This window comes from Lysinibacillus sp. GW247-5R2A, assembly GCF_059424475.1.
Genome location: NZ_JBWKZL010000001.1, coordinates 229,945 through 244,422 on the forward strand (window position 1 = coordinate 229,945; position 14,478 = coordinate 244,422).

Here is a 14,478-nt window from a genome sequence, read left to right on the forward strand (position 1 = left end):
TCATGTTTTCACTTTTTTTACAAACATTTTGACGACAGGCACAAGGAAAATTGAAATCACTAGGATTCGGAAGAGTTGAAAAGCTGTGACGATTGTCACATTGGCATGTACAGAAGCCGCAATAATCCCCATTTGATCAAGTCCCCCAGGCACAATACTTAAAAAGCCTGTCCTAAAGTCGAGACTGTATAAACTTTTCATTAAAAATGTTAAGCCATACGCTGCCCCTATATAAATGCCAGCTGATACAAATGCATAAAAAATATGCCTCTTTGATAAATGTAGATCTTCTTTTTTCAACAATAACCCGATATGGATTCCAACCATCAATTGAGCAATATGTAGAAGAGATACGGGGATTCTAGGCACTTCTATCCCCACCATATTAATTCCCATCAATAAAAATACGGGGCCAAGCATATAACCTGTTGGAATTTTAAGCTTTTGAGCAATCCACCCTGCTAAGCCACAAACGATTAGTATGCCGACAAGGCCCCATGTATACATTCCGTTGTTCATAGTGCTGTTTCCACCAACATCTGTCAACATTAGCGGTACAAAGCCGACGATTAAAAGAACACGGAGGATTTGAAAGAACGTAATGACCACCATATCCATATCGCCTTGCTCCTCAGCAAAAGCAACAACCTGTGCCATGCCACCAGGTACACAGCATGTCAATGCCGTTGCAAAATCCAAATCTGTACGCTTGGCTACTAAATAACTGACACCAAAAAATAATAATATAAAAATTACATTTATAACGACAATACTCCCTAAAAAAAGCTTAATATCCTGCACCGCTTCTGGAGTAAAGGCAAAGCCGATAGAATACCCTGCTACGATTAAGCCAAAATTACGGAAGGAAGAGTGCCATCTCAATTGAACATTGGTCGACAATTGAACGATAAGTACCGCTGTAATAGCGCCTAGCAACCAAGGCATTGGAATATGAAGTAGTTGAAAAACGACAGCACCTATGAGGCCAATGCATAATGTAATCAACATATGCCTACCAAAAACAAACATACTAGCAACCCCTTACAACTAGATAACTATATTATGACGTTTCTTAACCTTTTTTTCTATTGAAGCGACTTTTGTATGGTTTGCTATCGTTCAAAAATAACCTGTTATCGTTAAAATTGAACCTCTTATCCAATAATTTACCTTTGCTAAAATTTTCTATGCTACATTATTATTACCTGATTCAGTGTTTTCCCTTTGATGGGGAAAATAAAGGAGGCCTCCTATGAAAATTCATTTAACTATTCACCATGAACTTGAAGAAACAGAGGTTCATATACATGCGAAAGAATACAACGAACAAATTGAAAGACTCATGCAGCAATTACAAGCGTCCCAAACGACTATGCTAGATGGGTATTTTCAACAAGAAATTCATCTACTAAAAATTTCTGATATTTATTCCATCTATGCAGAGGATGCCAAAGTATTTTTACAAACGAATGAGCAAGAGTTTGAGTCTAAACGAAAATTATATGAACTAGAGGCACAGCTTTCAAAGGACTTTGTACGAGTAAGTAAATCTACACTTGTCAATATCCATAAAATCTCCTCTATTCAAATGGGCAAAATCGGTTCAACACAATTACTGCTTGAAAATGATGTAACCATTCATGTTAGTCGTAAGTATATAAAAGAATTGAAGCGACACTTAGGTATTGGGAGGGAACTATAGCATGAAATATGTAAGCATGATGATTATCGGACTACTCATATCCCTTAGCTCTTCTTATGTCTTAGTGACATTTAGCGTCCTATCAAATAATGCGATGGTGTCAGGCACAGAATTACTAGAGCAAATTGTAATTGCAGCCATACTTGGCATTGCCATTGGACTTATATCTGGTATTTTTGAGATTGAATCAATTCCTTTTATGGCGCAGCTACTCTTGCATTTAATCGCTGTGACAATCTGTGTTTTAATTGCTGGCTATTTTGGTGGCTGGTTTATGCATTCTGGTGTGAAATATGTGCTGCTTTCTGAAGCCGTTATTTACATCATCGTTTGGTGTATTCTTTATATCCTTCAATTAAATGATATTGAAAAAATAAATCGAGAAATCCGAAAGAGAAAGGAATAATCTAGATGACCTTCGCAATAAAAGTTGAGAGTTTACGTAAACAATATGGTGATCATCATGCGGTGAATGATATTTCATTTACGGTTGAACGAGGTACTCTCTTTGCTTTTTTAGGAGCAAACGGTGCTGGCAAATCGACAACAATTGAAATCCTTTGTACTTTATTAAAAAAAACCAGCGGTAATGTCACTATCAATAACTTTACACTAGATGTCAGCAATCATAACGCAGATATCCGTAAATCCATTGGTGTTGTGTTCCAACAAAGCTTATTAGACGATCGTTTAACTGTGCAGGAAAACGTTCTACACCGAGGCAGAACATATGGATTATCTAAAACACAGCTTACTGAAAACTATCAATTTGTTTCCTCCTATTTGCATTTAGAGGATATTGAAAAGCAAAAATATGGAACATTATCAGGCGGTCAAAAAAGACGAGCAGACATTGCACGTGCACTTATTCATCGTCCCACTATTTTATTTCTAGATGAACCAACAACAGGCTTAGATCCCCAAACACGACAATTAGTTTGGCAAGCCATCAAGCAGCTTCAACTCGAAACGAATATGACGGTGTTTTTAACAACCCATTACATGGAGGAAGCGGCAGTCGCCCATCAGGTCCTTGTTTTAAAGGCAGGAAAAATTGTCGCACAAGGTACGCCTGATGCGTTAAAAACAAAGTATGCCTACGACTCTATGGCCGTTGTTTTCAATAACCCAATAGACGGTGTTAAATGGCTGGAAGAACACGCCATTTCCTATACCGAGAAACAGGAAATCTATACAATCCGTTTGGAGTCCACTCTACAAGCTCTCTCCCTTTTAAAGAAAGCGGAGCCACTCATCGCCTCCTTTGAAGTAATTAAAGGAACGATGGACGATGTCTTCCTTCATATTATGGCAGAGGAGGATGTAGCATAATGGAAGCCCTAATAAGCTTAGTACAACGAAATAGTAAAGTATTTAGGCGAGATAAAACACAAGTGTTCTTCTCTCTACTATCGGTAATTATCGTCATCGTGCTTTACGCCGTATTCCTCCAAAAAATGCAGGTAGATGCAATTGAACGAATCACGGAAGCCACACCTGAAGTGATTACCATGGTGAACGAATGGGTTGTAGCAGGGTTACTATCGATGATTGCCGTTTCAACAACACTTGGTGCATATGGTATTGCCATAAAGGATCAGGAATCAAAGGCAATGGCCGATTTTTTAACTGCCCCTCTTTCCCGCGCCACAATACAAATGAGCTATGTACTCAATGCATTAATAATTGGCAGTATTTTTTCCTTTATCGCATTAATTGGCTGTGAAATTTTTATCGTAGCAACAGGCGGTAAGCTTTTAAGCCTTGCACATTTTATTCAAGTACTTGGCATTATCCTATTATCTGTCTTGCTCGCAAGTGTCTTGAATCTATTTCTTTCCTTGTTTGTGTCGACACAAAATGCCTTCTCAACATTAGGTACTATTGTCGGTACACTGCTCGGATTTTTATGCGGTGTGTATGTCCCACTTGGTGCTCTACCAAGCTTTGCACAAAATGTAATTATGTATTTTCCAGTTAGTCATACTACATTACTCTTACGAAACACATTTATGGAAAGCTCCATTGCCAATGTCTTTGAGGGTACACCGGTCTCCTATGTGCATGATTATAAAATTAATTACGGGATTGTCTACGAGCTTCATGGTAATACCCTTAGTGCCTCAACGAGCATCCTCATTATCGTTGGTACAATACTCGTCCTAGCGATTACCTCCCTCCTTATGTTTAAAAGAAAATATAAATAAATAGTTGCCAACGTTTTTACACATCGTTTAGAAAACGATGTGTTTTTTATTGCTTTATAACAAACAATTTGTTATTTTAATAATTAATAAGCAAACAAATATAAAAATAGTTTGTTTTTAACGGAGGATTCCTAATGGATGTAAATGAACTATTTTGGCAAGCGCCTATCGATAATCTAAAAAAGGGTTATATCGACGATGAGATACATTTCACTTGTCTGCTATGTGGGAAAAAAATAGAAAAAGGAATTATTTACCCTCATGATGGCTTACTGTATGAAGCCGAAAAAATGATGCAGCACCATATTACGATTGAACACCAGTCTGTTTTTCATTACTTAAATAGTCTCAATAAGAAAATGACTGGGTTAACTGAACATCAAAGTCATATTTTACGCTTATTTTATGAAGGTAAATCAGATCAGGAAATAAAAGAGGAATTAGAAATTGGCAGTGCCACGACTATTCGTCATCACCGTTTTGCTTTAAAGGAAAAAGAGCGCCAAGCTAAAACGTTGTTAGTCATGATGGAATTACTGAAGGAACAAGATCGAAAGGAGGATACGTTTGTGGCTATTCATAAAACAGCTACAATGGTTGACGATCGCTATAATGTCACCCTCTCAGAAGAACAACAAGTATTAGCGAAATTATTTCCACACGGTGTTGGCAAGGAGCTAGTTCGTTTTCCTAAGCGTGAAAAACAAAAAATTATAGTACTTCGTGCCATCACAATGCTTTTTGACAAAGAAAAACAATATACAGAAAAAGAATTGAATGAAATTATCAAGCCTATGTATGAAGACTATGTCCATATACGCCGCTACTTAATTGAATACGGTTTTCTGGACCGCCAAGCTGACGGTAGTGCTTATTGGGTTAAAAAATAAGAAAGCAGGTCATTAAAATGGATCATAAAAAAGAACTAAAAGAAATGTATAAGGACATGAAAATTGAAGCGGGCGTTTTTACTATGACGAATACACAAACAGATAAAGTATTTGTAGGTAGCTTTAATAATTTGAAGCGTTTAAATGGTTTTATATTTATGCTCAAAACGAATACACATATGAATAAGGAGCTTCAAGCGGACTACAATTCATTTGGTCAAGATGCTTTCGAGGTGAAAATCGTTGAGTATTTAAAGAAGAAGGAAGAGGGTTATTTTGATGCCAAAAAAGAGCTTGAAAAGCTAGAGCAAAAATGGCTCGACACGCTAAATCCTTATGGTGAGCGAGGTTATAATTCTTAGTATTTATCCAATAGATAGCTGAGTAAACAGGCAAATGAAAATTTAACTGTCTCCTCAGCTATTTTTTATTCATCTACACGATTCCATCTTAAATTATCATCATCATCATAGCCATAATAATAGTTGGGGCGATCGTTCTTATCATAAGCAACAGCTTCTAATAAATCAATTTGCTGCGCATAAGGTATATAAAACGAAACTAGTTTACTATGTTCAATGGATTTTTTGATTATTCCTTGCTTTGAGTTAATTGTTATATATGAAACATGTTCATCTTGAGATAATACAACAAACAAAGTTCCTTCATGATTCAAACGATAGCTCATGCCTCCTATTGTCTCTAAAGAATCATTCGTGGAGGAGATACCTGTAGCATAAACCCTTTTATATAGAAATACTTTTTTTTGTACCAAAACAGTTTGATAGATTTCTTTTTTATCACTCTTAAACAAATAAAAAATATCGTGTCCTTCTTGAATCTTTTCAACATTCTTATACTCAGGTGTCATAAAAAAATTTGCTTTTGCTGCGCTTAATGCCGTAGGTCGATAACCTGATAGAAATAATAAAACACTTACAATAACTATCATTAGTAACAAGGTTTTGTTCATATTTTCACCCACCCTATAACAAGCTAAATAACTGTTTTTAATCCAATTGAATATGTTTCATAGCTATATCCCCTTTAATATCTATGTATTCCAATAGAAAAGGTAAAGAATATGAAAACATCCTTTACCTTTATCATATAACAACTTTTGAATATTAATTTGAGAGCCAATAAATTTTCACATAACCTCTCGGGTTGTATATTTTGTTTTCTTTTAATACATCACTATACAATTTCCTGCTGTGCTTTTTTCGTTAATTTACTGAAAACAAGTTCATACGAATGCTTAATAAGATTCTCTACCAAATCCATCGGGACATCTTCAGCATCCATATAAATGGAGTTCCAATGCGTTTTATTCATATAGTAGCTAGGTATAACGCTGGCATAGGCTTCTCGTAATTCCTCTGCTCGCGCAGGCTCACATTTTAACGTTAGCACTGGCCGACCTGTAGCATTTCCTCCAATCATGGCATACAGCTTTCCACCTATATGATAGCGCTCTGCTTGCCATTCTTCCTTATAGTCATACGTTGTTCCTTGTAGCTGAAGACAATTTGCATGTATCGTTTCCTTTTCCATTCTCATTCTCATTCCCCTTCCAACATCAACTAGTTACCCCTAAAATAAAAAACACACGTTCGATTATAGTAAGTATAATCGAAAACATGTGTTGAGAATAGCGTTATTTACTTGTACCACGATCAAACATTCCCATCACCTCAGTTGTTTGCAAAATATTCACAAATGACTTAGGATCGGTTTCTTTAATCGTACTTTTCACATCAGCCAGTTGATAGCGTGTAATAACCGTAATTAATACTTGACGGCCTTCGCCAGAATAGGCTCCTTTCGCATCGATAATTGTTACCCCACGATGAAGCTTTTCTAATAACTGCTGTTTGACCTCTTCGCCTTTATTCGTAATAATCATAAGGGTTAATTTAATATGACTTGTATGAATCGTGTCCACTACTTTTCCTGTTGCATAAATGGAAACAAGCGTTAATAGCGCTGCATCCCAACTAAAGACAAAGCCCGAAGCTGCCACTACGATACCATTCATAGCAGCAATTAAAGTACCAAGCGGAAAATCACGTTTACGACTTAATAGCATGGCAATAATATCAAAGCCCCCTGAAGAACCTGCTGCTCGGAAAATTAACCCCATCGCAACACCTACGATGACTCCGCCAAATAAGGAAGCGAGGATTGGCTCTTGTGTCGCCTTGTAAATCGGAATAATATATAAACTCACTGATAAAACAGCCACCGATAAAATCGTATAGCTAATAAATCGTTTCCCAAGCTTCATCACACCTAAAATAAGTAAAGGCAAGTTCAGTAGTAGGTTTAACACCCCGGTATTCAGCGGAGTAATAATCCCAAGCATTATGGCAATACCGCTTAATCCCCCACTTAAAATTTCATGGGGAATTAACAAAAAATTATAAGCAAAGGCCACTAAAATGGAAGAAAGTGTAATAATAATCACATTACGCATATTGATGTCCCCTATAAACGACCAAATTTTGATACATCTTTTCCATAGACTACCCAACTTACTTACCGGGAAAACCTATTTACTTATTTTTCTTCTGTTCTTCCTTTAAGGGACCCTCTTGTTTATATTCGCCCTTATCAGCAACGTTATTAATACGCTCTAGCATTGGAGGATGTGTATAACGGAACCATTTCACCAAAAGCGGTGGGTTGACCTCGCTTAAGCCCGAAATCGTTAGCTTTTGAAATGCCGTTACAGCCGCCGCGCGATCATTCATCAAGTCAATCGCATATTGATCTGCCCTTGATTCCTGGTATCTGGATACGTAATTAGAAATGGGATTGGAAGCAAATAATAATATGGAGGTAATTAGTAAAAATAATGGATAGGAGCTAATATTACTAATTTTATTAATTTTGAATACCTGTCCATATCGTGTAACGAAGCGTCGCATAATTTTAGCTGTTAGCCATAAACCAACTAAAGAGAGTAAAAGATAGCCAGCAATGCCAAAATAAATATGCTTTTCAACATAATGTCCCATTTCATGCGCCATAATAAACAAAATTTCATTATCCGTCAGTCTGTTTAATGTAGTATCCCAAAGAACAATTCTTGAATTGCTACCAATCCCTGTCACGTAAGCATTTAGGGCATTCGTCTTCTCAGCCATATTCACCTCGTAAACATGCTCTGCCGGGATATGTGCCTGTGTAGCAAGTGATAATATTTTAGTTTCCAGCTCTTTATTTTTTAACGGATAAAAGTCATTGTACAAAGGGTCGATCACAACTGGCTGGATAAACATCACAAACATTGTGAATGGGATCGTTAATAGCCATGCATAGAGCCACCATCTTTTCTCACTCTTTTTAATGAGCCAATAGAGCACTGTCACTATGATCAAGGTCATTCCAAAGTTCACCCAAAAATCAATGACACCATCCTTCATCCACGATCCAAATGCTTGTGTGCTAATGCCATAGCTTTTACTGAGATAATAGCGATAATAGTCCATCGGGAATAATACGACATATACTAATAATGACAATAAAAATAAGTAGCCTGCATTTTGCAAAAGCTTCCACTTTGTTTGGGATGTGCTCACTTTCTCTAAATAACGTGAGACACCCAGCAGTAATATCAAGAAGTAAACAAGCCATTCTAAAGGAGTAGCTACAAAGAATAAAAAGTTCCGTATTTTAGAATATTCACCACTTAAAAAAAGTTCCTTACCAGACATAAACATTACTGGATCAGCAACAGTTCCCTGTAAGGCACTTGGTATTTTGCCCCCTCCGCTATGGAATATATACCAGTACATACAAAGCACGTAAACACCGAAAAGTAATAGCGCAACAATGCCCATTTTTTTAGCTATGTCAATTCCCCCTCATATTACCCAAAGTTCGTCCTATAGTAAGTGTAAGCGAAATTATCAAAGTTAGAACAAATATGGACCGACTTTTTATCATCTGTTTTTTACAAGAAAAAATTCGCTCCATTTCTAGCAATGAGAACAGTCTATCCTTCTCATTGTTTCAACATGTAGCGAATTTATGAATATGCTTGTTATTTTTCCATTACAAATGTTGTTTTCCCACGTTGATCCTCACTTAAATAGCCTGCGGATAATAATTGGTCATACCATTGCTGTTCGATAACAGCAGCTAGAGCGCTATCATCCACTTTTGTAGAAAGCTCGACCATTATATCTCCTTTATACGCCCAAACCTCAATATCGGCGTCATGTCCTAAAAAGCTTCCCTTATAGGTAGTAGCTTTGGCAGGACCGTAGACAACAGCTTGAGATAATACATGTTTATACCAGGCTTCAGCATCCCAATTTAAAATTTTCTTAGGCGAATAATCAAGGATGAGTTTTTTAGCAGCACTTGTATCTACAGAATCGTAAGATACATTGGAAGTCGTTTTCAAGGATTCTTTACGGCTAATCGTAAATGTACGCTGGTCGCCCTTTATATCTAATTCAAATTTATAATTGGATTCTGACCCCGTAAAGCCATGATCTGTTGCCTCAGCAATCGCTTCGTTCAACGGTGTATGAAGAAAACGTTTTTTATAGGTAATATCCATCTTATTACTGCCCTTGTATACACGTAAGCGATGAATATAATCATTTTGGAGAAACATTTTATTAGAAGTATCATAGAAATAAATTTTTACATCGTCTTTTTTTGTTGCTTGAAAAACATTTGCTATATTTGATTCTGTAAAAATGTCTGATTTGATATTAAATTTAATTTCATGCCCTGGTTCTATTGCTGCTTTTGCCTCTGTTGGATGGATATACATCATACTAATAATTGTCAAACCCATGAAGCACATATAAAATGCCCATTTCTTCAATTTAGCCATTATTTACTTCCTCCTTTTGTATGGTTGTTTCTAAATGTGTATGTGGACTGTGAAAATAAATAGTTTGTCGTGCATGAATACTTTGCGATAGCGAAATTGTATCCTGATAGTCGGGATGGGTTTTATAAAAAAATTCCTTAGAAGGTTGCGTTAAAACATGCTGACTGAATGACGGACGCGAATACCCTGTTTGAATGAATATGGCCGTCGGATGCTCCTTTACTAGTTCTTCAAGTCGAGCTTCATCCTGTTCCCTAACAAAATAGAGTGTATGGCCATTGCCAGAGTATTGCTTGTGACCGACTTGTAACGTCATTCTGTGCGGCCAAATATTTTCAGGTTCTTCCTCATACTGTTTAAACAGGGACTGTAATTTTGTATCTATACAAATGGCACGCGAAGTTCGCTGAGCAAGATAGGTGACAATATCGACGGTTTTCCCTGAAAAGGATGATGGAAAAATAAAAGTGTTGTTCGGATGTTTATTTACATAAGTTTCCAGCTTACGTAATACCTCATGATTATCAATATTTTTTTCAATATGGCCACTATCGATGAATGCTATATCATAAATCGTCCCATCTTCTACTGGTAAGGAAGCCTTGAGTAAATAGGAATCACGAACATAATCACCTGAGAAAAAAATTACCTTTTCAAAAAAGCGAATTTTATACCAGACACTTCCAATTAAATGGCCACTATATCCCCATTGAAAGGCCAAATAATCATTCACCCTTATCCATGTCCCTCTCGAATCTGAATGGAAAGTGCGGATATGCGAAATAGGTTGTTGAAGCTGCTGAGAAGTTTTATGACTCATTAGAACTGGCCCTTTGTAGCCCATTTCTTCAAGTAGCGGTAGTGCGCCCACATGGTCAATATGGGAATGAGAAATAAAAACTGCCGTTAGCTTTTCTATATGATTAAGTGCTATAGTGGGAGGGGTTTTTTGTGAATTTTTCATCACCCCGCAATCCAGTAAAATCGCCTTCCCTTGATTTTCGATATAAAAGCAATTGCGCCCATACTCCCCCACCCCGCCTAAAATTTCAATCTTAAACATGGGTTTGTCCTCCACGTTTTTGCAGCCAATTGAGTAAAAACATAAAAATCACCGTAATGAAGACAGTAATGACAGCAACAGCCATCCCAACACCTACATTTCCTTGCTCAAATTGACTATAAATAAACGTTGCGCCTGTCTCGACAGAAGGTGGCAAAATTAAGAGACCGGCCACTAACTCTCGCATCGAAATAATAAAGGTCATCATCATACCGGTAAGTATGCCCTGCATTAATAACGGAAGGATGATTTTGCGATATATATCCCAGTTACTACGACCAAAAATTGCTGCCGATTGAAATATGGAAGCATCTAACTGAGAAAACGAAGATTTAATATACTGTACAGAATAGGGTAAGAAAAGAACACAGTATGTCACCACAACCATGGATTTTGTGTTATAGATGGTTGCGGGAAGCCATGGAGCATTCCAAAACATAATCAATCCTACGACAAAGACAATACCAGGAATAATATTAGGCATTAAGCTAAAGAAGTCTAATACTTGCTGCTTCTTTGTCGCCCCTTTTTTTATATAGAGTGCCATGAGCAAGCCAATAATCGCTGTGATCACCGCCGTCAGGATAGAGAAAACAATACTATTTAAAAATGCTGTTAATCCTGCACTGCCAACCGTGAATAGCTCCTGATAGGAGGCAAAGCTAAAATTCCCTGCTTGTAAACCATCTCCTCTCACCTTTTGCAAAGAGGTGATGATAATCGAAAAATAAGGGATGCCAATAGATAATAAAAGGATCAACCCGACAAAGGTCCATGATATGACTTTTATATACCATTTATCTGTGACCTCACGTTTTCCAGGACTTTTCCCTGAAAGCACGCCATAAGTATATTTGCGTCCCATTAAATTTTGGAAATACCAAATGACTAAACAAACCGAAAGTAAAAATAAAGACAAAGAGGTCGCCATCCTAATATCGACCGGCCATCTGGATAAATATGAATGAATTTCTGTAGTAAATACTTGAAAACCAATACGACTACCAAATGTAGCTGGTGTTCCAAATTCCGCAAGCGTTTTGATGAAAATCAGTAAACTTCCTAAAACATAGCTTGATAGAATAAGTGGTAAAACAACTTTCACCCAATTTCTCCAAGGATTCCGTCCGAAAATCAATGCTGCATCTAAAAAGGAACCGTTCATTCGTAGTAATGTATTTCTTAACATTAAATACAAAAACGGAAATAGATGTAAGCTCATAATCATTACCATTCCAAATAAGGAAAAGAATGAATCCGTTAACCAAGCAGCGCTCGGCACTAATTGTTGAAGGAAACCATTATGCTGCATAAACAATATCCAACCCATAGAACCAATATAAGGGGGTGTCATAAATGGAATGGTCAAAACAATATCGAGCCATTCATGTTTATATAAGCTTGTTTTCGTTCGTATAAATGCCATAGGAAAGGCAATTAACGTTGTACCTAACATAACGAAAATCCCTAAGCCTATTGAATTCCCAAGTGTCTGCCATAATCGTTCATGTGCAAACATTCGGCTAAACTGTGAAAAATCAAAATGCCCCTCTTTTGTAAACGTATAGAACAAAATCGCCATTAAAGGAGCGATAGCAAATACGACGACAATTGTCATTAATAATCCAAAAGTTCGTCTTCCTTCCATGATCATGACTACTTCAACCCTTCTATATGAAAACTCAACGGAGAACTATATACCTCCCTATCGCTTAACGAAATAAATCGATAAACTTTGTTAATACATCAAGTTGCTTGGCTTCAGCACCTGCCCATTCAACTTGTAGCTGAGGAATTTCATCTAATGCCGCACGATTTTTTACCGCAATCTCCTTATTGCCTGGTAATAAGTAAGCATCTGCTACAAGCTTTTGTCCTTCATCTGACAATAAAAAGTCAACATATGCCTTTGCAGCTTCAACATGTTTCGCATCCTTCAAAATACCAACAGCACGAGGACTAACGACCGTGCCACTTTTCGGATAGACGATTTCCACTGGTTCTCCATCTGCTTTTGCTTTGTAAGCCATATAATCAACGCCTGCGATTGTCGCATTTTTCTCACCTGTAATGACTGCATCCAACGCTTCCTTATTTGCGCCATTGACTTGTAATCCATTGTTCTTCCACGTATCGACTGTTGCCCATGCCGTTTTCTCTGCCTCCGTATAGCCAAATAAGAAATCGACAGCTGAACCTGATAAACTTGGATCCGGTATATTAATTTTGTTTTGCCACTCAGCTTTTGCTAAATCTGCCCAATCTGTTGGTGCCTGCTTTGTATTTTTCGTATTATAGGCAATACCTAAGGCCGAGGCACTGTAGCCGAAATAATACCCTTCTCCGTCTGACCAAGTAGGATTGATGCTTTCTTTATTTTCTGCATCTTTATAACTTTGTAGCTGGTCAGTTGCCTTAAGACCATCCATAGAAGCTACCGAGGCTAGTACGATAATATCGGCTACAGGATTATTTTTTTCCGCTTCTAAACGAGAAAGAATTTTGCCTGTAGTACCTTGAAACATCTCAACCTTAATACCTGTTTTTTCTTCAAAAGCTTGCTGAATATTTGCGGCTAAGCCATCAGGGCCCGCAGAATACACTGTTAATACTTGCTCCTCTTGCGTCTTTGCACTTACCTGTTGACCCTCCTCCGCCTGTTTGTTCCCACAGCCAGCTAATGCCAATGTTAGTAGAATCCCCGCAGTTGCCCATAATTTTAAACGTCGCTTTTTCAATGTATACCCTCCATTTGATAGATTTGATTTTCATCAATAAATACTTGCAGTCGTTTTCCATGTTCGAGTGGCTGATTCTCGTAAAAGCTCCATGCTTTTCCTTCCACTTGAGCCTGTACTAAGTAACGGTCTCCAACAAACGTACTTTTCACAATCTTCGCTTGCTTAGCAATCGTGCCTGGACGTTGTATTCTAGAAACACCTTCAGGGCGCACAATAGATTGTCCATTTTGTAACCAATTTACTTTTCCAATAAAATCGGCTACATAAGGTGTTGCTGGTGCACGATAAATTTCTTCTGGGGAGCCGATTTGTGCAATTCTTCCCGCTTCCATAATGATAATTTGATCTGACATGGTCATCGCTTCTGTTTGATCGTGAGTAACAAAAATGGCTTGGCAATCAAGCTCATGGATAAGTTGCATAATTTCATCCTGCATTTGCTCTCGAAGTACCGCATCTAGGGCAGATAATGGCTCATCAAATAAAATCAATTGTGGGTTTGTAGCTAAAGCCCTTGCCAATGCCACGCGTTGCTGCTGACCGCCTGATAACTCCCCTGGCTTCCGTTTCTCAAACCCTTGCATTTTTACTAATTGCATCACATGCTCTACACGTGCTGGAATGTCTGACTTTGGAATAATCCCCTTTAAACCAAAGGCGATATTTTGAAAGATGGTCATATGGGGCCATAGGGCAAAATCTTGAAAAACCATGGCGATATTGCGTTTATTCGGTTTGACATTTTTACGGGATTCTGAAGAAAAAATGACAGTGTCATCAAATCGAATTTCCCCTTTCGTTGGCTGTTCAAGGCCCGCCAGCAATTTTAATAAAGTGGTTTTACCACAGCCTGATTGTCCGAGAATCGTAATGAATTGCTGATCTAACTCCACATTAATAGGCCATAATGCTTGAGATTGCCCATATTTTTTCTCGATATTAGCTAATGAGATTTTCATAAGTATCCTCCTCGTTACTACCTACTATAAATTCCACATATTTAGAAAATATTAATCTACT

16 protein-coding genes are annotated in these 14,478 nt (G+C 37.5%); 6 read left to right on the forward strand and 10 right to left on the reverse strand.

The window, feature by feature from the left end:
- On the reverse strand, positions 1-1,008 hold the full coding sequence (locus tag AC07YC_RS01085; RefSeq protein WP_494918137.1) for an AbrB family transcriptional regulator: 1,008 nt from the start codon (positions 1,006-1,008) through the stop codon (positions 1-3).
- A gap of 244 nt (positions 1,009-1,252) precedes the next feature.
- Here AC07YC_RS01085 and AC07YC_RS01090 point away from each other — a divergent pair, with 244 nt between their 5' ends.
- From AC07YC_RS01090 to AC07YC_RS01115, 6 genes are all read left to right on the forward strand, one after another.
- Entirely contained in the window at positions 1,253-1,702 is a 450-nt protein-coding gene (locus AC07YC_RS01090) for a LytTR family DNA-binding domain-containing protein (RefSeq protein WP_336634120.1), read from the forward strand.
- A 1-nt stretch (position 1,703) separates the two neighbouring features.
- On the forward strand, positions 1,704-2,108 hold the full coding sequence (locus AC07YC_RS01095; protein ID WP_025114246.1) for a DUF3021 domain-containing protein: 405 nt from the start codon (positions 1,704-1,706) through the stop codon (positions 2,106-2,108).
- A 5-nt stretch (positions 2,109-2,113) separates the two neighbouring features.
- Entirely contained in the window at positions 2,114-3,034 is a 921-nt protein-coding gene (locus AC07YC_RS01100) for an ABC transporter ATP-binding protein (RefSeq protein ID WP_494918138.1), read from the forward strand.
- On the forward strand, positions 3,034-3,909 hold the full coding sequence (locus tag AC07YC_RS01105) for an ABC transporter permease (protein ID WP_494918139.1): 876 nt from the start codon (positions 3,034-3,036) through the stop codon (positions 3,907-3,909). The genes AC07YC_RS01100 and AC07YC_RS01105 overlap by 1 nt, the downstream gene beginning before the upstream one ends.
- A 134-nt stretch (positions 3,910-4,043) precedes the next feature.
- A complete protein-coding gene (locus AC07YC_RS01110; protein WP_336634123.1) occupies positions 4,044-4,799 on the forward strand; it encodes a DUF2087 domain-containing protein in 756 nt (251 codons plus the stop codon).
- Positions 4,800-4,816: 17 nt separating this feature from the next.
- Entirely contained in the window at positions 4,817-5,161 is a 345-nt protein-coding gene (locus AC07YC_RS01115; RefSeq protein ID WP_494918140.1) for a GIY-YIG nuclease family protein, read from the forward strand.
- A gap of 65 nt (positions 5,162-5,226) precedes the next feature.
- Here the strand turns inward: AC07YC_RS01115 and AC07YC_RS01120 are convergent, their stop codons facing one another.
- From AC07YC_RS01120 to AC07YC_RS01160, 9 genes are all read right to left on the reverse strand, one after another.
- The gene (locus AC07YC_RS01120; protein WP_494918141.1) at positions 5,227-5,772 is read right to left on the reverse strand and encodes a hypothetical protein; all 546 of its coding nucleotides are present in this window, start codon (positions 5,770-5,772) and stop codon (positions 5,227-5,229) included.
- 224 nt (positions 5,773-5,996) lie between these two features.
- Positions 5,997-6,353, reverse strand: a complete 357-nt coding sequence (locus AC07YC_RS01125; RefSeq protein WP_494918142.1) for an MmcQ/YjbR family DNA-binding protein — start codon at positions 6,351-6,353, stop codon at positions 5,997-5,999.
- Positions 6,354-6,456: 103 nt separating this feature from the next.
- Complete coding sequence (locus AC07YC_RS01130; RefSeq protein ID WP_008174345.1) at positions 6,457-7,275, reverse strand: YitT family protein; 819 nt, start codon at positions 7,273-7,275, stop codon at positions 6,457-6,459.
- A 79-nt stretch (positions 7,276-7,354) separates the two neighbouring features.
- Entirely contained in the window at positions 7,355-8,656 is a 1,302-nt protein-coding gene (locus AC07YC_RS01135) for a M48 family metallopeptidase (RefSeq protein WP_494918373.1), read from the reverse strand.
- 191 nt (positions 8,657-8,847) lie between these two features.
- Entirely contained in the window at positions 8,848-9,654 is an 807-nt protein-coding gene (locus tag AC07YC_RS01140; RefSeq protein ID WP_494918143.1) for a hypothetical protein, read from the reverse strand.
- Complete coding sequence (locus AC07YC_RS01145; RefSeq protein WP_494918144.1) at positions 9,647-10,717, reverse strand: MBL fold metallo-hydrolase; 1,071 nt, start codon at positions 10,715-10,717, stop codon at positions 9,647-9,649. Before AC07YC_RS01145 ends, AC07YC_RS01140 begins: the two co-directional genes overlap by 8 nt.
- The gene (locus tag AC07YC_RS01150; RefSeq protein ID WP_494918145.1) at positions 10,710-12,371 is read right to left on the reverse strand and encodes an ABC transporter permease; all 1,662 of its coding nucleotides are present in this window, start codon (positions 12,369-12,371) and stop codon (positions 10,710-10,712) included. The genes AC07YC_RS01145 and AC07YC_RS01150 overlap by 8 nt, the downstream gene beginning before the upstream one ends.
- 58 nt (positions 12,372-12,429) lie before the next feature.
- The gene (locus AC07YC_RS01155) at positions 12,430-13,455 is read right to left on the reverse strand and encodes an ABC transporter substrate-binding protein (protein WP_494918146.1); all 1,026 of its coding nucleotides are present in this window, start codon (positions 13,453-13,455) and stop codon (positions 12,430-12,432) included.
- Positions 13,452-14,417: an ABC transporter ATP-binding protein gene (locus AC07YC_RS01160; RefSeq protein WP_096363910.1), complete on the reverse strand. Its 966-nt coding sequence runs from the start codon at positions 14,415-14,417 to the stop codon at positions 13,452-13,454. The genes AC07YC_RS01155 and AC07YC_RS01160 overlap by 4 nt, the downstream gene beginning before the upstream one ends.
- Positions 14,418-14,478 lie beyond the last annotated feature (61 nt).

Excerpts from the sequence above, each read along its gene's own strand:
- AC07YC_RS01100 (WP_494918138.1), top strand. The coding sequence starts at position 2,114 with ATGACCTTCGCAATAAAAGTTGAGAGTTTACGTAAACAATATGGTGAT.
- AC07YC_RS01110 (WP_336634123.1), top strand. The coding sequence starts at position 4,044 with ATGGATGTAAATGAACTATTTTGGCAAGCGCCTATCGATAATCTAAAA.
- AC07YC_RS01130 (WP_008174345.1), bottom strand. The coding sequence starts at position 7,275 with ATGCGTAATGTGATTATTATTACACTTTCTTCCATTTTAGTGGCCTTT.
- AC07YC_RS01090 (WP_336634120.1), top strand. The coding sequence starts at position 1,253 with ATGAAAATTCATTTAACTATTCACCATGAACTTGAAGAAACAGAGGTT.
- AC07YC_RS01140 (WP_494918143.1), bottom strand. The coding sequence starts at position 9,654 with ATGGCTAAATTGAAGAAATGGGCATTTTATATGTGCTTCATGGGTTTG.
- AC07YC_RS01125 (WP_494918142.1), bottom strand. The coding sequence starts at position 6,353 with ATGGAAAAGGAAACGATACATGCAAATTGTCTTCAGCTACAAGGAACA.
- AC07YC_RS01115 (WP_494918140.1), top strand. The coding sequence starts at position 4,817 with ATGGATCATAAAAAAGAACTAAAAGAAATGTATAAGGACATGAAAATT.
- AC07YC_RS01145 (WP_494918144.1), bottom strand. The coding sequence starts at position 10,717 with ATGTTTAAGATTGAAATTTTAGGCGGGGTGGGGGAGTATGGGCGCAAT.
- AC07YC_RS01085 (WP_494918137.1), bottom strand. The coding sequence starts at position 1,008 with ATGTTGATTACATTATGCATTGGCCTCATAGGTGCTGTCGTTTTTCAA.
- AC07YC_RS01105 (WP_494918139.1), top strand. The coding sequence starts at position 3,034 with ATGGAAGCCCTAATAAGCTTAGTACAACGAAATAGTAAAGTATTTAGG.
- AC07YC_RS01160 (WP_096363910.1), bottom strand. The coding sequence starts at position 14,417 with ATGAAAATCTCATTAGCTAATATCGAGAAAAAATATGGGCAATCTCAA.
- AC07YC_RS01150 (WP_494918145.1), bottom strand. The coding sequence starts at position 12,371 with ATGATCATGGAAGGAAGACGAACTTTTGGATTATTAATGACAATTGTC.
- AC07YC_RS01120 (WP_494918141.1), bottom strand. The coding sequence starts at position 5,772 with ATGAACAAAACCTTGTTACTAATGATAGTTATTGTAAGTGTTTTATTA.
- AC07YC_RS01095 (WP_025114246.1), top strand. The coding sequence starts at position 1,704 with ATGAAATATGTAAGCATGATGATTATCGGACTACTCATATCCCTTAGC.